22 protein-coding genes and 1 tRNA gene are annotated in these 22,327 nt (G+C 53.2%); 1 reads left to right on the top strand and 22 read right to left on the bottom strand.

All coding sequences use genetic code 11. From position 1 onward, the window contains the following. Positions 1-24: 24 nt before the first annotated feature. A complete protein-coding gene (locus Q1A43_RS18425) occupies positions 25-678 on the bottom strand; it encodes a protein-L-isoaspartate O-methyltransferase (protein WP_299937608.1) in 654 nt (217 codons plus the stop codon). A gap of 185 nt (positions 679-863) precedes the next feature. On the opposite strand from Q1A43_RS18425, the gene Q1A43_RS18430 reads away from it, so the two are divergent. Further along, positions 864-937, top strand: a tRNA-Cys gene (locus Q1A43_RS18430). 125 nt (positions 938-1,062) lie between these two features. Here Q1A43_RS18430 and Q1A43_RS18435 read toward each other — a convergent pair. From Q1A43_RS18435 to Q1A43_RS18535, 21 genes are all read right to left on the bottom strand, one after another. Next, positions 1,063-4,167, bottom strand: a complete 3,105-nt coding sequence (locus Q1A43_RS18435) for a type I restriction endonuclease subunit R (RefSeq protein WP_299937610.1) — start codon at positions 4,165-4,167, stop codon at positions 1,063-1,065. Continuing rightward, positions 4,160-5,341: an AAA family ATPase gene (locus Q1A43_RS18440; protein WP_299937613.1), complete on the bottom strand. Its 1,182-nt coding sequence runs from the start codon at positions 5,339-5,341 to the stop codon at positions 4,160-4,162. Before Q1A43_RS18440 ends, Q1A43_RS18435 begins: the two co-directional genes overlap by 8 nt. A gap of 27 nt (positions 5,342-5,368) precedes the next feature. After that, positions 5,369-6,490, bottom strand: a complete 1,122-nt coding sequence (locus tag Q1A43_RS18445; RefSeq protein WP_299937616.1) for a restriction endonuclease subunit S — start codon at positions 6,488-6,490, stop codon at positions 5,369-5,371. Next, positions 6,487-8,037, bottom strand: a complete 1,551-nt coding sequence (locus tag Q1A43_RS18450) for a type I restriction-modification system subunit M (RefSeq protein ID WP_299937618.1) — start codon at positions 8,035-8,037, stop codon at positions 6,487-6,489. Before Q1A43_RS18450 ends, Q1A43_RS18445 begins: the two co-directional genes overlap by 4 nt. Next, positions 8,034-8,228: a helix-turn-helix domain-containing protein gene (locus Q1A43_RS18455; protein WP_299937621.1), complete on the bottom strand. Its 195-nt coding sequence runs from the start codon at positions 8,226-8,228 to the stop codon at positions 8,034-8,036. Before Q1A43_RS18455 ends, Q1A43_RS18450 begins: the two co-directional genes overlap by 4 nt. 164 nt (positions 8,229-8,392) lie before the next feature. Next, entirely contained in the window at positions 8,393-8,620 is a 228-nt protein-coding gene (locus Q1A43_RS18460; RefSeq protein WP_299937624.1) for a hypothetical protein, read from the bottom strand. Positions 8,621-8,688: 68 nt separating this feature from the next. After that, complete coding sequence (locus Q1A43_RS18465) at positions 8,689-9,051, bottom strand: hypothetical protein (RefSeq protein ID WP_299937627.1); 363 nt, start codon at positions 9,049-9,051, stop codon at positions 8,689-8,691. A 17-nt stretch (positions 9,052-9,068) separates the two neighbouring features. Beyond that, positions 9,069-9,464, bottom strand: a complete 396-nt coding sequence (locus Q1A43_RS18470; RefSeq protein WP_299937629.1) for a hypothetical protein — start codon at positions 9,462-9,464, stop codon at positions 9,069-9,071. Between the two features lie 13 nt (positions 9,465-9,477). Beyond that, on the bottom strand, positions 9,478-11,175 hold the full coding sequence (locus Q1A43_RS18475; protein WP_299937631.1) for a relaxase/mobilization nuclease domain-containing protein: 1,698 nt from the start codon (positions 11,173-11,175) through the stop codon (positions 9,478-9,480). Then, the gene (gene mobC, locus Q1A43_RS18480; RefSeq protein ID WP_299937633.1) at positions 11,169-11,525 is read right to left on the bottom strand and encodes a plasmid mobilization relaxosome protein MobC; all 357 of its coding nucleotides are present in this window, start codon (positions 11,523-11,525) and stop codon (positions 11,169-11,171) included. Before mobC ends, Q1A43_RS18475 begins: the two co-directional genes overlap by 7 nt. A gap of 113 nt (positions 11,526-11,638) precedes the next feature. After that, complete coding sequence (locus Q1A43_RS18485) at positions 11,639-12,424, bottom strand: hypothetical protein (protein WP_299937635.1); 786 nt, start codon at positions 12,422-12,424, stop codon at positions 11,639-11,641. Positions 12,425-12,699: 275 nt separating this feature from the next. After that, positions 12,700-12,888, bottom strand: coding sequence for an AlpA family transcriptional regulator (locus Q1A43_RS18490; protein WP_299937638.1), 189 nt, complete (start codon positions 12,886-12,888; stop codon positions 12,700-12,702). A gap of 56 nt (positions 12,889-12,944) precedes the next feature. Further along, on the bottom strand, positions 12,945-13,535 hold the full coding sequence (locus Q1A43_RS18495; protein WP_299937640.1) for a hypothetical protein: 591 nt from the start codon (positions 13,533-13,535) through the stop codon (positions 12,945-12,947). Next, positions 13,522-14,787: an integrase arm-type DNA-binding domain-containing protein gene (locus Q1A43_RS18500; protein ID WP_299937642.1), complete on the bottom strand. Its 1,266-nt coding sequence runs from the start codon at positions 14,785-14,787 to the stop codon at positions 13,522-13,524. The genes Q1A43_RS18495 and Q1A43_RS18500 overlap by 14 nt, the downstream gene beginning before the upstream one ends. A 653-nt stretch (positions 14,788-15,440) precedes the next feature. Next, the gene (locus Q1A43_RS18505) at positions 15,441-16,997 is read right to left on the bottom strand and encodes an acyl-CoA dehydrogenase family protein (RefSeq protein ID WP_299937644.1); all 1,557 of its coding nucleotides are present in this window, start codon (positions 16,995-16,997) and stop codon (positions 15,441-15,443) included. Between the two features lie 3 nt (positions 16,998-17,000). Next, the gene (locus tag Q1A43_RS18510; RefSeq protein ID WP_299937647.1) at positions 17,001-17,468 is read right to left on the bottom strand and encodes a DUF3237 domain-containing protein; all 468 of its coding nucleotides are present in this window, start codon (positions 17,466-17,468) and stop codon (positions 17,001-17,003) included. Further along, a complete protein-coding gene (locus Q1A43_RS18515) occupies positions 17,465-18,337 on the bottom strand; it encodes an amidohydrolase family protein (protein WP_299924161.1) in 873 nt (290 codons plus the stop codon). The genes Q1A43_RS18510 and Q1A43_RS18515 overlap by 4 nt, the downstream gene beginning before the upstream one ends. 11 nt (positions 18,338-18,348) lie before the next feature. Further along, entirely contained in the window at positions 18,349-20,166 is a 1,818-nt protein-coding gene (locus tag Q1A43_RS18520) for a feruloyl-CoA synthase (RefSeq protein WP_299937651.1), read from the bottom strand. A 3-nt stretch (positions 20,167-20,169) separates the two neighbouring features. Beyond that, a complete protein-coding gene (locus Q1A43_RS18525; RefSeq protein WP_299937653.1) occupies positions 20,170-20,652 on the bottom strand; it encodes a MarR family transcriptional regulator in 483 nt (160 codons plus the stop codon). Positions 20,653-20,656: 4 nt separating this feature from the next. Further along, positions 20,657-21,424 (bottom strand): crotonase/enoyl-CoA hydratase family protein, encoded by a 768-nt coding sequence (locus Q1A43_RS18530; RefSeq protein WP_299937656.1) that lies wholly within the window; start codon positions 21,422-21,424, stop codon positions 20,657-20,659. 11 nt (positions 21,425-21,435) lie between these two features. Continuing rightward, a complete protein-coding gene (locus tag Q1A43_RS18535) occupies positions 21,436-22,200 on the bottom strand; it encodes an SDR family NAD(P)-dependent oxidoreductase (protein ID WP_299924147.1) in 765 nt (254 codons plus the stop codon). Between the last annotated feature and the right edge of the window lie 127 nt (positions 22,201-22,327).

A 22,327-nucleotide genomic window follows, 5' to 3' on the forward strand; every position in this document is an offset into this window, starting at 1 on the left:
CCTGCCCCCGTTTCCGCCCCAGTTCTAGAGAGCGAACGCCGTTTCTTTTTCAAAGCCTTGCAGTACTGGCGCGATACCATTGAAGGCATGTCGCCACGCAATACTACCGTCCCATTTATGACCGACTTTAACGGTTCCAAGAGCGTTCTCAACGAAAATACACGCGATGCGTCCACCTTCTTTCAACTGACTCTCAATTGCATCGGGCAAGGTTTCGATCCCGCCTTCAACGATGATAACATCATATGGGCCATGCTCTGCAGCACCCTCGGCCAATGGACCGGTGTGCAGGATCACATTGTCGGAATGGTTTTCCGTCAACAATCCTTGGGCTTCTGCGACTTGGTCTTCGTCATCCTCAACCGCAACGACCGCCTCGGCAATTCGCGCAATCACAGCGGAGGAGTACCCCAGCCCTGCCCCGATATCGAGCACAAGGTCATCATTCCCAAGGTCAAGAGACTCGAGCATTTTGGCAAACAATCGCGCATCCAAAAGATGCCGGCCGGGCCAAAGCTCGACATGGTCGCCGGCATAGGCCGCTTCGACCTTCTCTCCGGGAACAAAAATCTCACGCGGCACGGTGAGCATGGATTCAATAATGGGGAACTCGGTCACATCCGAGGGACGAACCTGTGTATCAACCATCATGCGGCGGCGGGTGGCAAAATCTGTCATGCACTAAACTCTTTCGTTCAGATACTTGCCCTATGTATTGCCACATCTGCACACAGTCGGCAATGACCGAGGTCGTTCAATATTGCGATATGCGTCAGCGTGACCAATTTTTATTTCCCTTGGCATTTTTTCACAGGTATGTGCTTGACGCCAATCGCCCAACCTCCTAATCAGGCCACCACTCTGGCGAGTTGGCGGAGTGGTTACGCAGCGGATTGCAAATCCGTGTACACCGGTTCGATTCCGGTACTCGCCTCCAAATATTCTATCAAGGTGCTGATTTTACTGATTATTTCAGCAAGACACCTAACCTCCCCGCAACCTACCCCCCATCTTGTATGCATTTGATTGCAACAGATTGACACGGATCATGCTGCCTTTTCGTCACGAAATCTGGCCGCCAACTCCTTTGAATTTCTCGACAAAGGCAGAAATCTTCTCGAAGACAGTCGCCTTCTTAGTCCGAAACTGTGGATTTAGTGGGCTCATTTTGGGGAGTATGGCATTTAAGTCGGCACCGTTTTCACTGGCAAATTCACGCTTTATGGAAGCCGAAATATAACGCTTTGCGGCGTCAGAGTTAAGGTGTTCTGACTTGATAAGCTCCTCTACTTCCTTGCGTTGCTCTGCTTGGGCAAATGAAAAAAATGCGTCAATCACGCCAGCCTTGTCATCAATCTGATCGAGATCAGTTCGGTTGATGTACTCCACTATCAGACTCTCTTTTGCCCTGTTGCCAAGACTGCCGCGAATGACACGGCGAGCATCTTCAATCAGATCTCCCTTGCTCTTCATTTTCTTGTTCTTGTCGAAAATTAGTTCAAGGATGTAATCGAGGTTGATCTCTTGCGATTTAAGAAGGTCGACCTCAAATACGACGTCATCCCACTCGATAGTGTTCTGTTCTTGCTCAACCGACGACTTTTCTCGACGTATCCAATCGCGAATATCATTGTACGACGATCTATAATCTTGAACTGCTCTCTCTGAAGGTAGATCTATCGCCTCCAAGTCACGAAGGTCATCATCGTTCAGGTGGTGCTTTTGCTTAAACTCTTCGACGATATCCGCGTCTTTTGGGTCTAGGCCCCTATAGGCCTTCAGAGCTGAAAATTCATCATAGTTCCGAAGCACATTTTCGACCCTCAGATACTCACCGAAGAGCCTTGCAAACTCCTTCTTGTCTTCTTCTTTGACGATCTCGTCCGGATTGGGAAAGCGTTCGGTTAGCTCCTTAACAACATCTATGAACCCGCGTCGCGCCGCACCGGTATCCTGATCAACAAAACCATTCATGTACTCGTCGTAGCTCTTTTCCAGCACGACGTTCTTTGTGTTCTTGTCACCGAACAACGTGATCGCATCAACTGTCGCTTGCTCAAGGTCCCTGAACGCTACAATATTGCCGAATGTCTTGGTCGCATCGTAGATTCGGTTGGTCCTGGAGAATGCCTGCATCAAGCCATGGTAGCGGAGGTTTTTATCAACAAACAAGGTATTGAGCGTCGGAGCATCGAAGCCAGTAAGGAACATGCCGACGACAATTAACAGGTCGATATCCTTAGAGCGAACCCGGCTGGCAAGGTCGCGGTAGTAGTTCTGAAAACCACTGCTATCGACACTGAAATTCGTCTTGAAAAAAGCATTATAGTCTTCGACTGTGGCGCTCAAAAATTCCTTCGCAGTGCTATTCATCGCTGAGATATCAAAGCTCTCGTCCTGAATGTCCCCGATTGCGTCTTGCTCTTCGTTGGCCGCAAACGAGAAGATCGTCGCGATCTTCAGCGGCTTTTCACTGTCTGCCTGCAGAGCGTTTAGGGTTTCGTAGTAGAGTTTGGCCGCATCTACACTACTGACGGCGAACATAGCGTTGAAGCCACTGCTTCCCGCATGCATTCGGTGGGTTTTCTGACGGAAATTGTTTAGAATGTACTGCGAAACTTCTCGAATACGTTCCGGATGAAGAAGCGCTTCTTTGCTCTCGGCAGCGCTGAGCTTCTTTTCATCTTGCTCCGTTTCAATCGCCTTGAACTGAGGGCGTACGTCGTTGTAGTCGACCTTGAATTTCAGAACCTTTTCGTCGCGTATGGCGTCAGTAATCACATAGGAGTGCAGCTCACGGCCAAACACGCTGGCGGTCGTTTCAGCCCCTAGTGCATTCTCAGGAAAGATCGGCGTTCCGGTGAAGCCAAACTGATAAAATCGCTTGAACTTCTTTTTCAGGTTCTTCTGCGCCTCGCCAAACTGACTGCGATGGCATTCATCGAAGATGAAAACCACCTGCTGATCATAGACCGGCAAATCACCTTCCGATTTCATTAGGTTATTCAACTTCTGGATCGTCGTGACGATAATTCTATTATCGTCTTTGCCCAAATTGCGCTTCAACCCGGCGGTATTGTCAGAGCCGTTGACACTGTCAGGGGAAAATCGCTGGTATTCCTTCATGGTCTGGAAGTCGAGGTCCTTACGGTCCACGACGAAGAAGACCTTGTCGATGAATTTTAGGTCAGACGCTAACCGCGCAGCCTTGAAACTCGTCAGCGTTTTGCCGGAACCTGTGGTGTGCCAAATGAAACCACCGCTCTCCGGCTTCCTCCAGTTTTTGGCCTCATATGAGCTTTTGATCTTCCACAGAATGCGCTCAGTCGCTGCAATCTGGTAAGGGCGCATGATCAGCAACGTGTCGCTGACATCGAAAACCGAATACTGCAACAGAACGTTCAGCAGCGTGCGCTTCTGAAGGAAGGTCGCGGTGAAGTCCTTGAGATCTTTGATCAGTTCGTTGTCAGACTTCGCCCAATTCATGGTGAAGTCGAAGCTGTTCTTGTTGCGCTTGGTCGTGTTGGCGAAATACCGAGTGTCGGTGCCATTCGAAATCACGAAGAGCTGCAGGAATTTGAAGAGGGAGTGTTCAGTGTTGAAGCTTTCTTTGCTGTACCGGTGAATTTGGTTAAACGCCTCGCGAATGGCCACACCGCGCCGCTTTAGCTCGATCTGCACAAAGGGCAGACCATTGACCAAGATCGTCACATCATAGCGGTTGGCATGGGTGCCCACCTGCTCAAATTGTTTAATCACCTGCAGCTTGTTTCGCGCTTTGTTTTTCTTATCAAATAGATAGATGTTCTGGATGCGTCCATCATCAAAGACAAAATCAAGGATGAAGTCATCATGAATTTTTCGCGCTTTGTCGGTAATACTGTCGCTGGGATTGTCCAGATAGCTGTCATTGAACCGCTGCCATTCATCATCGGAGAAACGGACGTTGTTCAAAGCCTCTAGCTGTACCCGTACATTGGCCAGCATGGCTGCGGGGGTGGTCAGGGCGGGTAGGAATTCATAGCCTTGGTTCTGCAAATCCTGTACCAGTTCGCGCTCTAAATCATCTTCGCTTTGGTACTGCTCAGCAGCCTTCCAGTCCTTGGTGTATTTTTCAAGAACGATGTAATTAGGTGTCTCGGCAATCGGCGTTGTCTGCTCAGGCATTCTGTTCTTCCTGGCTAAAATATCCGTAGTTGTTAATGAGGTTCTTGAGCAAAATATCTATGTCTTGCTTCTGCTGATCTGTCGGCTCCGCCACTTCTTCAAACGAAAGCTCGCGGTGGCTGTAATGGTTGGTGAGTTTCTTCAAATAGTCCGCGCGGTCATCGGGGACCGATTTCAGCAACTTGGTCCAATGCTCGTAACCCAAGAAGTTTGCGGTCTTTTCGTAAAGGTTTCGAAGAAGGTTAAAATGAAACTTCTGGATGTTATCCTCAGAAATCGCCTTTTCTAGAATCTGCCTCAAATACAGATGATAGGAAAAGCTCTTGTTGGCCGCGCCCCTCTTTTCCTCAAGAACGAAAGACCCATCCTCCTTGCGCTCCAAGAGGTGGCCCGCTGGATTGGTGATCTCTTTGTGCAGAACGTTGTAAAAAAGTGGGTTGTGGGTCGTCAAAATGAACTTCACACCGGCACCGCCTTCAAAACGGCTGGAGTTGATCAGACCAGCCAAATCGAACGCCAGCTCTATCAGATGGTTTTCATCCAGAGAGCTTACCGGATCGTCGATAAAGACATACTGCAAGCCATCAAATTGATCATCTTCACGCTTGGTCTGGTCCGGTTCCTCCAAGATGCCAACCACCTCTTGCAGCAAGGTCAGGAAAACACTCCAAACAAAGTTGCTTTCTTCGCCTTTGGAAATCTTGATGTTGGTTTTTAGCTCGCCACCACCACCATGTGAGAATTTCACTTCGGGATAGGTGGTTCGGTTTTCCCTTCTGCCTTGCTCGTTGGTGATCTGTACCACCTTTGGAGGGAACTCAGGCGTCAGCTTCTCATCCGTGTAGCGCCGGAAATTTTTGACAATCCCTTCATCCCCTTGAAAATTCAAAATCCAATCGGTGAAATCGTTCGGCTGGATGTCGATTTTGCGAACTTCATCGTTATCCCGATCATTGTCCCAAACGAACAGGTCTTCGGTAAAGGCGCTGTAGTAAAGGATCTTGCGCCGAGTGAGTTCTTCCTCTTCACCATTCTCGGCCTTGGGCGCGACCAGATCTTTCACTGCACGGGACAGACGGGTTTTTCCGGTGCCGTTGAACGCATAGATCAGCTGCACCTTCTTGTCAGATTCGACGAGCTTTTCTGCAACTGCCTTGATCTTGTCTTCTTGCATTTCTTGGGCTTCTACCTGCTCAGGCATCTATGCGACCTCCTCAGGTTTTGGGAAACTTAAGAGCAGATCGCGGTAGTATTCATATTGCTGCTGTCGCAACTTGATTTCGCGCGGCAGGCCCTCGCTGAGTGATGTAGTCAGCGTGTCGAACTTGTCGAGGATGGCAACGATGCGGGTTTGTTCTTCAAAAGAGGGAACCGGAATTTCTAGCTTCGATAAATCGGATTTATTGACAGCAGGAACACCCCCCTCTTTCTTAAGGGAGAGTAGCAACGCCGCCTTTGACTGAAAAAAATAGTATAGGTATTTATTGATCAAGAAGCTCTTATCCAGGGCTTGCAATTTGTAGCAGAGCGGACCCAACCAAAATGGATCCCGCTGATACCCAACAAAGCCAATTCCTCCTTGCCCTCTAGAGGGCGTGGTGACTGTGTCGCCATCACAATTGCTAGCCGCTGCATAACCTGATCGCGTGGTCCCTGCATTGATGTAGTCGAACTCGGTTGTCCTATCGAGAATTTCGGATGGCTTTTGCCCTGTTTTGATCTCGGTGATATCACCCAAAATCTTCCATTCCACATCATCATCTTCAAAGCTCAAAAGCTGGTCGCGGTAATGGTTGTATTGTTGTTTGCGGGCCTTAAGCTCGGCTGTCAGCTCGGCTGTCAGCTCGGTGAAGCTGTCCAAAATCCGAACAATCTCTGCCTGTATCGCCAGCGATTTTTCTGGGTCTTCAGGGCATGGGACGGGGATCTCCAGCCTGTTCAGAATAGCTTGCGTTAGGCTAGGCCTTCCTGACCCAGTATCGAGCGCCATCAAGTCAATAGTCTTGATAAAGTGATACAGATACTTGGGAACCACCTGACCCGTGTCGATATCTGTGTAGTAAATAGTGTCTACATTCCAAAATGGCTCTTCGACGTAAAAGATATTTGTGATCGAACCTTTTCTAGGAATTAGGACGGTGGGTCTATCATGCGAAAATGTATCAACGTACCCCATGATCCCGCCCGAACCGTAAACAGGGACATCACCTTCGTCCAGCTTTTTCCAATCCTTGCCGTGCTTGATTTTTGCAACTTTCTCTAACGGCAGCCATTCCACCGCAGCCCCATCCAGCAGCTTTTCCAGAAAGCCCAGATCGCTCATGCCTCGATCTCCGCAACGATGGCATCGATGTCCGAACGTAGTTTGTTGATGTTGGCAACCGTTGTGACCAGCTCTGCATTCAGCTCGGTGATGTTGATTGCTTCGCGAGTGTCTTTAGGCTCCACATAGGCGCTGACCGACAGGTTGTAGTTGTTCGCGTCCGATGAGATTCTCTCGTAAGGTACGGTCTCGGCGACATGGGCCACGTTTTCTTTGCTGTCGAACAGATCGATGATCGCTTTAATGTGATCAGCATCCATGACGTTGTTGTTGGTTTTTTTGTCAAAGAACTGCTCGCCCGTTGCATCAATGAACTGCACGGCAGTGTCTGTTTTGTTCTTAGCCAGCACCAGAATAGTCACCGCAATCGTCGTGCCGTAAAACAAGTTGGGCGCAAGCGCGATCACGGTTTCAACATAGTTGTTATCCACCAGATACTTGCGGATCTTTTGCTCTGCGCCGCCACGATAGAAAATACCCGGGAAGCAAACAATCGCCGCGCGGCCTTTGGCGGAAAGATAGCTGAGCGCGTGCAACACAAAGGCAAAATCCGCCTTGGATTTCGGGGCGAGCACGCCAGCGGGCGCAAAGCGTTCATCGTTGATCAAAGTCGGATCATCCGCCCCCACCCATTTCACCGAATAAGGCGGGTTAGACACGATGGCATCAAAGGGTTTGTCATCACCGAAATGAGGATCAATCAGGGTGTTGCCCAGCTGGATGTTGAACTTGTCATAGTTAATGTTGTGCAAGAACATATTCATGCGGGCTAGGTTGTAGGTGGTGTGGTTGATTTCCTGCCCGAAGAAACCGTCTTCGACCACGTGATTTTTAAAGTGATCTTGGGCCTGCAACAGCAAAGAGCCTGAACCACAAGCAGGATCGTAAATTTTGTTGACCGTGGTTTGGCCGTGCATGGCAATCTGCGCGATCAGTTTGGACACATGGGTTGGGGTAAAGAACTCGCCCCCTGATTTGCCCGCATTGGCGGCGTAGTTCGAGATCAGGAATTCATATGCATGGCCAAACATGTCTTCTTCGGTGTCATCAAAGTCCAAAGGCAGGCCTGCGACACCTTTGAGAACATCGCCCAAGCGCTTGTTTTTGTCTTTGACAGTGTTGCCAAGGCGGTTACTGGTGGTGTCGAAATCAGCAAACAGGCCTTTGATGTCTTCCTCAGACGGGTAACCGCTGGCCGATGCCTCAATCGCGGTGAAGATGGCTGCCAGATCGGTATTCAGGCTTTCATTGGTATTCGCCGCAGCGACCACGGTTGAAAACAGCTGGCTGGGATAGATGAAGTAGCCCTTGGTTTTAACCGCATCAATAACAACTTCGTCAGGAATGTCGGCGTCGGATATACTAGCATAGTTGACACTATCGTCACCCGCTTCGATATAGTTGGTAAAGTTCTCGCTGATGAACCGATAAAATAGAGCGCCAAGAACAAACTGTTTGAAGTCCCAACCATCGACGGCCCCGCGCACGTCGTTTGCGATCGCCCAGATTTGACGGTGTAATTCGTCGCGTTCTTGCTGGCCTGTCATTTCCCTGCCCCTTCTTGTTTTTGTTCTTGCTCAGCGATCCAGCGATCAATTTCGCTTTTGCGAAACCGCCATGCGCTGCCCACCTTGAAGCCCGGAACCTTGCCCTCTGACGCAAACCGGTATGCTGTTTTCTCAGCGATTTTGAGATACTCGGCGAGCTCTTTCACGGTCAAAATGTCGCCGCTGGCCATTTCGGAAATGTCCTCTCTGGGGGAAACACGTTGAAACTAGTTGAAAGGAGGAGAAGCAGCAAGCGTCCGCGTGATGGGGTCATCGTCGCACGTCATACATGGTAGACTGGCGAGAAACCAATGATTTCAGGACTTTGATGGTTATTGTAGAATAATGCAGAAGTTCACGACGCTTCCGGGAACAGACGCCTCACTGCTATCTCATTAATTGCCAAATCGAAGATTTCATAACAGTGGGCGGCGAGGTCCACACGGTCCTCGAACTCGTCAATCAACACCATGCTGGGAAGCTCTTTAAGGCTCCCTGCGCGGCTGAGGACAACCTCGAAAGCCTCCAGCGCTTCGGGTCCATAACCTTCAAGGCTTGTCTCATAGTCAAAAAGACTTTTCATCTATTACTCTTCCTGCGCGAAATCTACGCCCCACTATAAACGTGACGCACAGCCCATAGCGGCGCTGATTAGGGCTGATGCCCTCGCTGGATTTTGTCTTGAAACAAATCAGGGTGCTTCAACTCAATCGCACCCATTCCCTCATCCTCAATGACGCTGTACAGCAAGTCCACAGCTTGAAAGGGCGGAGACAAGGGAAGCCGCGCAGCGGTCAAGTTCTCTACCATGGCTCGTGTAAGCGTCGTTGCGCGCTCTACTGGGCTCTTCTTGGGATCCGCGATTTCGTTCTCAGCTGTGATGCCATAGCAGGTCGCATGGGCAAGCCAGGCTGCGGCGCTCCCAGTTGTCAGACGGTCAAGAGGGGAGGCATTCTCGCTCACGGCGAAAGCACGCAAACGAATAAAGGCGGCGAGGGTCGGGTTGTACGTCATGGCTAAATCCGTTTTGATTACATCAGGCGAAGGGCTGCGAGGACACCCAAGAGGCCACCGGAAAACCCCGCGGAGAAAGCGACTAACGTTATCATTATTGTGAATTGCCGCGCGGACCTTGATGCCTTCTGCAATTCGCTCACCAGAGGAGAGGTCACAGTCGAAACCTTGGCTATGTGGGCCTTGAGATCAGCATCGATATGCACGGCCACACCCTTTTCGAGTTGCGTCTGAAGGTTCTGCAGGATTCGCCCAATTGCCCCCTCTTGCGATTTCATATGGCTGGTGGAGCTGGCCATCGCTTTGGAGATTTTATTCAAGGAGGCTTGCTGGTCATGAGCATTGTGCAGAAACCGGCGCAGATCGTGAAGGAGCAGGTCAGCCGGTTCGGCAGGATCTTTGAGATTTGTCATAGTGTCATTTATCCTAGGGTTTCGGTGTTAGGCCGACCGAGGGGGGTGAAATCTTTCGAGACAGAGGCCGACGGGGCCGTTGGAAAGGCATTAAAAGCGGTTGTTTGTGAGTGGGGGCGGATTGCTCTTGCTGAGCAGCAACTATGCCGGTTAGGCGTGCCATGGTTGCGCCCTTCTTCTGCAGGTGCCGACACCTTAGCTCTGCTTCAGCTTTTCTTCGGCGGCCTTCGCTAATTGCAAACTCTTCTGCAGTTGATCGTCCAGCACGCTGCAGCTCGCCTCTTCGCTGAGCAAGCCACGCAATGACTTGATAGACACGGCTTGAGAACGCATGAGCAAGCTTACGCAATCGAACAAGCAAGATATCTGTCTCCCAGTCCTGCTGGTCGAACGCGCTTCCAAGCCGTTCAATTCGACTGTTGATGCCTCGCAAGCCTTCACCAACCGCTCGACGCAAGTGAGCAAGTCGCGCTCTAAGGGCGTTAGGGTCGCCTTCATTCACCTCTCCATGATCTTGATGCAGTTGAGCGTCTTGCCCGCAATCTTGCAGCGGCTGAGCTTGACCCTGTCGGGGTCTAGTGTCATCCAGACCTGCCCCCTCTGCTCGATCTTGGTCAGGCCAAGTTCCGTAAACTCCGAACGTGTCAACAGCACCGTCCAGAGCCAACTCGCAGCCATCATCGAGGTAACCCCCATCAAGATCAGACCCGAGATCAGCAAGGGTGAGATCGCCAGCCAGTGCCGGATCGAACGAAGTTGCGTCTCGAAAATGTTCGCCATCTCGATCTGAAAGCTTCGGGTATCTCTTTCGATTGTAACCTGCGCGTTTCGCGCAATTACTTTCAAATTGCGCCTGAAGTCCTTCTGTTGTGCAGCGATCAAGCCGATGTGCTCTTGGCGCATGGCCTCCAACTCCTCGTTCAACTTCTGGCTCAGACGGATCTGTTTGCCAGCCCTCATTAAAAACCTCCCCTTTCATTCGCCAGCGCTCCCCGGTTTCAGGGTCCCTAACGGTCAAGTAAGCTTTGCCCAAACGTGGAAGGTCGAAGCCTGCATCATGAAGCGCCTCAAGCAAGCTATTGCGGTCGGTGATCAGGCCGACACTCACTAAGTCGAGGATCCACGCGTGCAATTCGTCGCGACCATGGGCGCGGATCGGGGCCTCAATGGTGTCGCGCACCTCCTGGGCGCGCTCTAACTCCATCGGATCGGCCCAACCGTGGCACCGGTTCATAACGTCCCGCAGGCTGTCATAGGCGTCCTGGTAGCCGGGCGGCGCGATGTTGAAACTCTTACCTGTCGTCAGCTCCAGGCGCGGCGTGCAGAAATGCAGCTCGACCCGGCCTTCGTGGCGATGGCGGACCCAGAGCACCTCATATTGCTCAGGGTCCAGCCCCGCGAAGGCCAGACGCTCGAACTCGTCCATGACCTCGGCCTGTTGGTCTTCGGTCGGGTCGTCAGTGTCGGCAAAGCTGATCACGCCCGCGCGGTAGGTCCACTGATGGCGGCTGGCGTCGATCAGGGCCTCGGTGCGCTCGGGGTTGCCGCGCAGGACCTCGGGCAGTGGGTCGCGCGTGACGGTGACTGGCTGGCCATTGGCATCACGGATCAGGTCACGGTTGCCGTCATAGGCCAGCACGCGATCTGCCACGAGGTAACCGACCGGACCCGCGCCCGCGCCTTTGCCATTAGAGAAGAACTTGATCAGCACCGCCGCACCTCATCGAGGAGTGCGTCAAGCTGGCGTTCAATCACCACGAGGTGACGCGCGAGGGCCAGCGTGTCGAGGTCCGTCCGCCCGATCTTCATGGCTTGATTCAGCCAACGGGCGATCTGGTTGAGGTTGCCACCGATGCGCCCGACGGCTAGCACAAAGGCCGGATCGACGCGCGGGATGGGCTTGCGGCGGCGCGCTTCGGTGAGGCCAAGCGCCTCGCGCAAAAGCGTCGAGGCAGGCAGGCCAGCAGCCTCGGCCTTGGCGCGCAGTTGGGCCTTCTCGGACGCGGTGCAGCGGAAGACGAAGGTCTCGGTCAGCAGCTCTTTGGTGGGGGCGTTGCCCACGCCGGTGGGGTTCGAAGGGGAGGCTTGCCGCCACTCGCAAGGTCCCGTGTCATCGGCGCAGCCGTATGACATGGGTCGCCTTGCTGATGGCGCTTTGGTCGCTCTCGTGGTGCTCATATTTTGAGACCCGCCGCACGGATTTGCGCCTTGGTCACGAGCTTGGAAGCCAAGAGCGCGTCGATCTGGCTGGGTGTGATGAGGCGGCAAAGTGCATGTTTTTCGGCAATCCAATTCGCCAATCCGGCCAGCATCTCGGCTTCCTTTGCTTTTCTCTCCTCTCGGCCTTTGGTGATGTCCCCGACGTAGGCACGCCAGCGCTCCGATTTGAACCAATTGTCCGAAAAACAGACCTTCGAGCGGGTAAAGTCCGCGCTTTCGGTGGCGTAGGCTTTCACAGCATCCATGAAGTCTTTGGGGCTGACACCTTCGTCCAACGCGGCCCTGATCTTCCTCAGACAGTCCGCCTTCCCGCGCTGACGGTCGCTCGGATAGACAGCCAAGACTTTATCAGCCAATTCATCCTCCACCGCCACGCGCTCGCGCATGGGAGGTTTATGGATGGTTTTAGGGTGGTTTGGGGGGCGCGGTGACCCCAGAACCTCGGTCACTCCGCCTCCCATTCTGGGTTCAGTCAGGACGGGGCCCACCGAGGATTCCATCTCAGTATCGAGCCCAGTGATCGGTTGAAGCGTTCTTACTCTTCCAAGATCGATCTGGTAAACGACCGTGAAACCATTCTTGCATCTCCGCTTACCAGTCTCGACCAAAATGCCTTCTTGCAAGAAGGCCCGGATAGTTCGTTTGACCGTCGTCTCGCCAAGCTCGGTATGCTGACGGATCGTCCCCTTCGAGCACCAAATGTCAGAGCCATCATCCGAGGCCTTGTCCGCAAGGAACATGATGATCTGCTTTCGCGGCGCACTCCCGAACTTCCTGGCAGTGCAGGCCTTTTCCACTCGCCAGCTCATCGGACTACTGGGAGCGACCCCAACTTGGCGAGGCATTCTTTTACGTTGGACATTTTGTGATTTTCCGCTGCGTGGCGCAGTATTTCAGTGGGCTTGGACCATACGCTAGTCCAGGTTTTTAGAGGTAAGGCTTTCTCGCCCCACAAGCAGAAAAAGAAAGCTGGATTGTGTAAGCGCGATGCCAACAATTCACTTGGCATGAGAACTCACCCTACAGAGCGGTTGGCTGAGCTGAGTTCTTCGAGCCAATCATCCACTTCAGCCTTCTTCCATCGCTTACAGCCAGGAGAAAGGGCGTGTGGCTTTGGGAATGAGTTACGTTCTGCCGTCCAGCGCCAGACCGTGGCACGTGAAATCGATAGAAAAGCTGCAAGCTCTTTGTCGGAAAGGAACATTAAGACATCCTCGTTTTTTTGGATGTCTCCCAATCTTCACGCTGCGGGCATCAAATCTATGCCTGATTTAACAGAAGCAGTAGGTCAATTTGCGAAAAAGTGTTCCTCTTGTCCCTGATATCCCTTTCGCGCCGCTCCCAAATCGCCCTTATACCATTGGCTGAATTAGGCTTTTTGCCCAAATTCCGATTTGCTTGAGCGACAATCTCATAGGCGAAGAAAAAACCACTGCTTACAGTTTCGGAGCGCGGAACCCCTCTTTCTTCGAGCTCGTTAACGATCAAATGGATCGTCCTGTCGCGCTCGAAATTCTCTCCGGGAAATGCTCTTCGGGATCTCCGATTACGTTTCGGCTTCGGTAACTTACCGGCTAAGTATTTCCCCAGCCATTCCTCCATAAGCTTGGGTACCGGCTGAGCTGTTCGCACCAAATGCGCAATTGTCAGCTGTACGGCCTCATAGGACAAAGGCTCTGTTGATGCGGTGACGAGGAGCGACTGCAGCGATGCACTATCTCCCGACTGAATGGTGTGGCGATTGAACAGATCCATAATCTCAACTTGACTGTATTGTTGCTCGAAATCCAGCAACGCATCAATTGCGTACTTCAGTGCTTCAAACTCTCCAAACGTGCTAGTTTCCTGCAAGAAAGCCTCCCCAATCTGTCATCATCGCTCGCCTCTTTTCGATGAGATCCGAGCGGGCATATGCGCGCTCGACCTTAGTGCCAAGAAAATGCCAAAGCGCGGCTTCAGATAGCGTCCACTCGTAAGAAGTACGTTCGGAAGCCCAATCCTTGAATGTCGAGCGAAAACCGTGGGCTACGGCCACTTTGCCCGTTTGGGCATCTAAGAAACCACTGCGTTCGCATTTTACATCTTCAGTATGGACGGATTTCAAAACCTTACCGATTGAAGCGTCGGACAACGCTCCACCACGCGGCGCAGCGAACACGTAAGGTGAGTCCGAGCGTCTCGGAACTTGATCCAAAACTATTTGCATCTGTGGCGTAACGGGAACTCGGCGCGCGCCCATCTTCCTTGTTACCTTCGAAGACTTCCTTAGTGGCTGTACTGTCCAGACTTCCTCCGTAGTGTCGAGCTCGTCCCAAGTCATAAACCGAACCGCTCCCGTGCGTGTTGCAGTTAGGAGTTGAAAAGATAGTGCGAGCTTTGAAATGCCCGACCTCCTTTGTATTGCGGCCCAACACCTCTGCGCGTCCTTCAACTGTACTGCCGGGTAGTTACTTTCATCCGAACCGTCGGCCGGACGCGGCAAAATCTTTGAGAGCTCATTCGACCAGACTGCTGGGTTGTCGCCAACAAAATACTCTTTGGCCTTGCAGAAATCCAACGTCTCGCTGAGCTTTCGGCGCAATTTGTCGGCTGTCGGTCGCTTTTCCTCCCAAATGGGGACGAGCACCTCAACGATGTCTTCTCTGGTTAGCTCCGCAACGGACTTATTGCCCAAGATTGGAAGCGCATATTCATCAACACTATTTCGCCAATTCTTCCGATAGCTCGTATCCTTCGCTAGCATTTTTTCTTTTATCGGAACGAACTCTTCGAAGGCTTTTTGAAATGCCACACACCGCTTCGTTTTTGCGACAAGCTCTTTCCGGAGGTGCCTCCTCTCCTCCACCGGATCGACGCCATTCCTGATCGTTGACTTCATCTCAGACGCAGAAACGCGAGCATTTTTGAGTGACACTTCCGGGAAGCCGCCCAAACCAATTTCACGGCGCCTTCCACCCACAATCGTGCGAAGTAGCCATGAACGCGCTCCTGTGCATGAAACTTGAAGGCATAGACCGGAAACCCCTCCAACCGCATGCAGTCCTGGAGCATTTAATCTTTTCACTTCGATCGCCGATAATTCTTTAGCCAGTTTCGGCATCATTCCTACCCACCAAAAAACCCATCATAAACAATACTACTTGATGCGATTTATTGCAACAGCATGAGAGGGGAGAGGTACTCCATTTCAATTATAAATTACCATTATCAGTACGTTATGAGCGCGATTGCGCCCAGATAAGACTATACTGCGGAGTTGGTACTCGCCTCCAATAAAATCAATGACTTAGAGCACCACCCTTCAATTGGGGTGTGAATGCCTAAACATCTGTTTTTGTTCCATTCTTTTCTACCACTTTGGCGCGCCGCCGGCTTTCGCACAGATTGACGCTACTTTTGAGACACGAAATCTGATTTTTAACGTTCGCTGGCTCTGGTCGGACACGCCGAAGACAAGAAAACCCGGCCAAATTGACCGGGTCACATTGGGAATGTTTCCTAATTTGGGAAGACGCTACAAGCTGAGACAACGATCTTCGACTACATTTCTGGCTTTTACGATCCGTGATGCCGACACTCGGAACTGGGCTGGAAAAGCCCCCTCGCATTCGCACCAACAAATGCCAAAATGAGCCCCCGAGCGGCAAACCGCGACAGGTCCAAACCCCTCATATCCATTGCGCAACAGAGCCCATCACCGTAGCAACGCCGCTGACACACATCAGAGCATTCAATTGCCGTTTATCTCAGCCGAAACTAGCAATGATATCCACTGCAATGGGCGGCTACGGCGCGTGCAACTCGTTCGGGGTCATTGTGATGCCTCGTGGCGCTGCTCAGGCGTGCGCCCATACAAGCCACAAGCACCGCAATACTGGCTTTCAAAAACCGATCTGCCAATATCGATGGGTCCGTCCCCTCTAAAAGCTCGGCACGAATGGCCCTCCATGGCTCTAATGCCTGCAAAACGTCGCCGTTTCCTGACTGCTCGGCCTCTTGCAACGCAAAACTTTCAAATGCAGCGCCCGCCGCACCGCCAGCCAGCCTTGTCGCCAATACGCGGGCATGGATGCCGTTGGCCCCTTCGTAGATCGCCGTGATACGTGCATCGCGATAGGTTTGTTCCAACCGGTATTCCCGCAAATACCCATAACCGCCAAGGACTTGAATACCAAGGTCGGCTCCTCGCATACCTGCTTCGGTGCAATAGACTTTGGCAACAGGCGTTAGAAACTCAACCAGATCAGGCGCATCGCCACGTTCCATCATGACAAAAGCCAAATGCGCAATCGCCCGTCCAATCAAAGCCAACCCATCAATTTCATCCAGCATGCGGCGCACGTCAGCATGTTGATCCAAGGTAACCTCTTGTCCATCTGCGCCACGGCCCTGAACCCGATCCGCGGCATAGGCGCTAGCAACATCATAGGCGCGGGCCGCGTGGGCCACTCCCTGCAGGGCAACATCTGCACGGGCGTGGTTCATCATGGTGAACATCGCGGCAAGACCCTTGCCCTCTTGGCCAATCAATTCCGCTTCAGCACCATCAAACGCCAGCTGGCATGTGGGCGAGGCATGTAGGCCCATCTTTTCCTCAATCCGGGTCACAGTCACAGCATTTCTGGCCCCATCAGAGCGGGTACAGGGGCAAAGGAACAGCGACAGACCCTTGACACCATTGTCAGATGTTCGGGCCAAGACCAGATGCAAAATGCGATCACTCATGTCTTGATCGCCACCTGAGATGAAAATCTTTTCACCGTTGATTGACCAGCCATCACCGTTGCGTTCGGCCTTGCAGCGTACTCGGCTTAGGTCAGATCCGGCCCCCGGCTCGGTCAAACACATCGTTGCCAGCGTTTCCCCCGAGGCAAGCGGCGGAATATGGCGGGCTTTCTGCGCATCGGTCCCAAAACGCAACACGGTGCGGATCGCGCCGGGAACGAGCCCGGTCACCATTTGCATACTGTGATTGGCACCCGAGAAAATCTCAGAAGTGATCGCCAGCATCAGCGCGCCCATTCCCTGACCGTCGAATTCCTCCGGCGCGGTCAGCGACGGCCACCCCTGCTCTGCGTAGGCGTTGTAAGCCTCAGCGAACCCGTCGGGCATCGAAACACGCCCATCCTCAAGACGGCATCCTTGTTGATCACCGGGCTCATCCAGCGGTGCAATCTCACCTTCGGCAAAAGCGGCAAAATACCCGCCCAATTCACCGGCAAGCTCAGGGTCCCAATCAGGCAGCTCCGCCGCACGGGCCACATGGGTCAACGAGAACAGGATGTCATCAAGCGGTGCTTGGAATGGTTTCATGGGTTAGGTCACTTTGTAATAGGCTATTTCAACGGCATCTGCGCGGCGTATCCCAGCACAGACAAAGAGGGTGTGATTGACCCAAGCGTAGCGGTCATCCCCGGTTTCAAGACGCGCGGCGGTGCGCATGTAGTATTTTCTGGCGTCAACATCCTCGCCCAAAGCAAGGCGTTTCATGACGTCGTCGGGGCCATGGCGCACGCCGATATTGACGATTTCAATGACCGCTCCGTCATCAGAGCGCAGCGCATAACGCGTGTCCAAATGGGCCGCCCCATCCGCGTGTATTGTCTGCCAATCCGCCCCAAGGTTCATAACCTCGCCGGTGATGTCCGGCCCCAAGGCCGCACCACCGATGATCGGAATAATCCGACGCTGCCCGGCCCGCCCTTGCCCCATCTCGATTGGTGCCGAAAGATCGACCCGCAAGCTAAAGGAATGGACCAAAGCCGGAACCGGGCACGTCATCATTCGACCCCCAACAGACGGGCGGCATTGCCTTTGATGATGTCTGGGCGGATCTCATCCTTGATGTTGATTTTCTCGAAATCAGACAACCAGCGCTCCGGTGTGATCATCGGCCAATCAGACCCGAACAAGACCTTCTTTTTCAGGATAGAATTGCAGTATTTCACCAGAATTTCCGGGAAATACTTCGGGCTCCACCCGCTTAGGTCGATGTAAACATTGGGCTTATGCTGAGCGACCGCAAGCGCCTCTTCCTGCCAAGGAAAACTTGGATGTGCGAGGATGATTTTCATGTCCGGAAAATCCACCGCAACATCGTCCATATACATCGGGTTGGAGTATTTCAGACGCATGCCATTGCCCCCGGGCATGCCCGATCCAACTCCGGTTTGGCCGGTGTGAAAGAGTGCAATCCCGCCCTCTTCGGCGATGGCTTCGTAGAGCTCATAGGCCATGCGATCATTGGGGTAAAACCCCTGCATGGTGGGATGGAACTTGAACCCCTTGATGCCAAAATCTTTCATCAGGCGGCGCGCTTCGCGGGCCCCTAATTTGCCTTTGTGCGGATCGATCGATGCAAAGGGGATCAGAACGTCATCGTTTTCGGCAGCCAACTCAGCCACTTCTTCGTTCTTATAGCGGCGATAGCCCGTTTCACGCTCGGCATCGACCGGGAAGATGACCGCTGCAATGTTTTGCTCGCGGTAGTGGGCGGCGGTTTCAGGGATTGTTGGCGGGTGCTCCCACGGCGCGCGAAAATACTTGGCCATTGTGGCCTGCAAATCGTCATAGCCGTCATCCGAGTGACAGCCGCAGGGTTCTTCGGCATGGGTGTGAATATCGATCGCACGGATTTTGGAAAAATCAACCATTGCGCTTCCTCTCAGAGTTTCGCAATGCCGCTGGCGGCATCGTCATACAGGCGTTTCAAAAGGGCCTCACGGCGGGTGAGTACTTTGCGGAAATTGAGGTTGCCCTTGGCGGTCACCTCGGCATCGGTCAGCGACGGAGGCTCGGCCAAAACGATGGCGCGTGCCACACGGGTCGATGACCCCGAAATGCGCCCTGCCCGTTCGTTCAACCGGTGATGTAATTCCGCCAAAAGCTGCGGACATGTCAGCGCGCCTTCGTCCTCTTCGTCCGAATACCCGGCCGCCTTTAGGCCATCGCGGTTGGGGAATATCATGACCCCGATTTCATTGCGGTCTTGCCCGGTGACAACAAGGTCTGCCGCCAACGGCGCAAGGGTCGCCAGCAAATCGATCCGAAGGCCAGCTGCCCGAACCCATGTCCCGGTTAGCAATTTGAAATCTTCGGAAATCCGCCCATCGAAACGCATCCCCTTGTTCATGTCCTCCTTGTCGACGAAAACCATCGCATCGCCGGTGATGAAATACCCCTCGTCATCAAAGGCATCTGCGGTTTTGTCGGGGGCCTCGAAATAGCCGGGCATAACATTGGGGCCTTTGATGCGCATTTCACAGCGCATGTCCGCGTCCGGGATAAGCTTGAGCGTGATGCCAGTCATCGGGACGCCAACAACACCGGAACGTTCTGTTGGTTCCTGTTGCATCATCGTGGCCGGGGCGGTTTCGGTTAGTCCCCAGCTGGAGGTCATCAAAGGGATTTCACCTTTGACCTCCATCGCCATTTGTTCAAACCCTTGCCAAACATCCTGCGGAAGCGAAGCCCCCGCATAGAAAATCAGATCCAACTCTTCAAAGAAGCGCCGCTTTAGCGCGTCGTCCTTTTGCAACGCGTCGAGCAGCATGGAAAATCCGAGCGGCACGTTGAAAACCAATGTCCCTGTTTTCATCGACAGGTTTTCGAGTGTGCGATCAAACAGACCTTTGACCGGTTTGCCATCGTCGATGTAGAAACTGCCGCCATTGGCCAGCATCATGTTGAAGTTATGTGACCCGCCGAAAACGTGGTTCCACGGCAACCAATCCATCACACGCGGGGGTCGTTCGCGCAGAAACGGCAATGAATCGGCCAGCTGTGTCTGGTTCACACACATCATGCGCTGGGTCGTCATCACCCCTTTGGGGGCCGAGGTCGAGCCGCTGGTCATCAGGATTTTGGCAACAGTATCAGGTGTCACCGTAGCGTATGCGGCATCAACATCAACGCCGCCGTCCCCTTTGATCAGATCATCAAATGCGGTCACGCCCGGGTTGCTTCCGGGGCGGCTGGCAACGATTTCAACACCGTTCAATGCGTCAAGTTTCAACGCCTCCCCATAATGATCGGCGTCAATCACATAGGCCATCTTGGGATGGATCAGTTCAATCGCGTGCTGCAACCGGCCATGGGCACCGTGGATGAGCGAATATTGTTCAGCAACGGGCGCAACGGGAATGCCGACATATTGCGCCGCCAGAGATAGAAGCCCGTGATCAACTCCGTTACCCGACATAATAATAATCGGCGTGTCAGGCCCCATTCCGCGTGCCAAGAGCGACGCGGCAATTGCGCGGGTTTTTTGTAAGGTTTCAGCATAGCTTTCTTCGCGCCACCCGGCCCCATAGCGTTCCGCAAGAAAGACTTGCTCGGGGCTTTGGTCGGCCCATTTATGCAACCATTCGCCAGTGTTATTGGCAACCGGACCCAAATCGTAGTCTGATCGCAACAACATCGTGCCGTCGGCTCGGGTTTCGCGGGTGACCGAATGCGGTAAAAACTCAGTGGTTCGTATCATGGTTTATCCCCTTCCAGCGCCCTGTTCGATCGCTCTCATCGCCGCCTCAATGGAGGCCCGCGCATCCTCATTCAAATGCGTCAGCAACCGGTCTTCATGGGCTGTGACCGCGGCAACGGCCTTGTCACACAACTGCCGACCCGCCAAAGTCGGCTTTAGCGCATAGGCCCGCCGATCTGTCGGAATTCGTTCGCGCAAAATCAAATCACGCCGTTCCAATTCATCAATAATCACCACAAGATTTGGGCGTTCGATATCCATCGCTTTGGCAAGTTGTGACTGACGAATGCCGGGATTATCGGTGATCAAAACCAGTGCTGTATAGGTCAGCATTCGTAGCTCGAACGGCTTTAACGTGCGCACAAGATCGGCTTGAACAACGTTAAACGCCCGCTTCATGTGATAGCCCAAAAACTGACGCAACGTCGCATCGTTGACGCGGGTCACATCTTGGTTGATTGGGTCGGTTTCCATAGATTTCTTCATCACATCACCGGAATTTTGGGGCGCGTTTTTCAAGGAAAGCACGAAGGCCTTCCTCGGCATCTGGGGTGGTTTGCGACAGAGCCGCCGCCAAGGATTCCGTGAACAACCCATCGCTGTGCGACATGTCATTGATCCGCGAAATCGATTGCACCATCAGATAGTTAGACATCGGCGCATTTCTCGAAATCTTGCCCGCCAGGGTTTGGGCCAAATCCTGAGACTCTCCCTCGCCAACCGAATAATGAGCAAGGCCGAGGGCCAACCCTTCATCCGAGCTATACTTGCGCCCGGTCAGCATCATTTCGGTCATTCTGTCAGGGCCAAGCAATCGCCCAACACGCGCCGTCGCCCCACCGCCAACAAAGATGCCACGCCGCCCCTCAGGAAGCTGAAAAATAGTCGAGGCTTCGGCAATGCGTACATGTGTGGCCGCCGCAAGCTCTAGCCCACCACCAATCACCGCGCCAAACATCGCGGACACAGTGATCAACCCGCCAAACTGGATCTTTTCCATCACCCCATGCCAATGGCGGGAATGATACAGGTTCTCTTCGGCAGAGCGATGCACATGTTCCGACAGATCAAGCCCAGAGCAAAAATGCCCCTGGACACCCGTAAGAACCACCACCCGAACCCCGTCTGGCGGTGCAAAGTAAAAGTCCTGAAGCGCAACCAATAACTCTTCGCACATGGCGTTGCGTTTGTCGGGACGGTTCATCGTCAAAGTGGCGATCGCACCATTGATTTCGACCTTGAGAATGGGGTCAGACATAGGAAATTCCCTTATCGCGGAGGAAGGCGGGTAGCGCCATCCAACCGGATTGTTGTGCCGTTCAAGAACGGGTTTGAAACGATGTGCGCCGCCAAAAGCGCATATTCATGCGGATCGCCGAGACGGGCCGGAAACGGGATGTTGGCGGTGATTTTGGCGGTTACGTCGTCGGGCAACCCTTCCATCATTGGAGTGTTGAACAGGCCCGGCGCAATTGACATGACGCGGATGCCCAATTGCGCAAATTCACGCGCAGCCGGTAGGCACATGGCGGCAATTGCCCCCTTAGACGCGGAATAGGCCGCCTGCCCCAATTGTCCGTCTTCCCAAGCCACCGACGCGGTGTTGATCACAACGCCACGTTCACCATCCGCTAGTGTCGCACGCTCGGCCATGCGACGTGCCGCATGGCTCATCACGTTATAGGTGCCAAATAGATTGACCCGAAGGGTCTTTTCAAAGACGTCAAAGGACAGCTTTCCTTCACGCCCAACTATGCGAGCTGCCGTGCCAACACCGGCGCAGCTGATGGCAATCCGCGGGGAAGCGCCAAACTGCTGCTCAACTTGATCAAGTGCTGCATTCACCGCCGCCTCATCGCTGACATCGGCCTGCACAGCGATACCGCCAATTTCTTCAGCCACGTCACTGGCCCGCTCCAAGTCGAAATCTAGGATTGCGACCTTGGCCCCTAGCGCCGCCAGATGCCGAGCGGTCGCAGCCCCAAGGCCACTGCCGCCTCCGGTGACTAATGCGATCTGATTTTCTATCTGCATTGAAATCGCTCCATTTTTGATTTTATTTTCATGTCCCTAGGTGCCGCTACGGTATTAGGAAGAGAGTGATTGCTGGGAAGGCGACGAGGATGACCACTCGGACGATGTCTGAGGTTACGAACCACAT

This window comes from uncultured Pelagimonas sp. (assembly GCF_947498515.1).
GTDB lineage: Bacteria > Pseudomonadota > Alphaproteobacteria > Rhodobacterales > Rhodobacteraceae > Pelagimonas.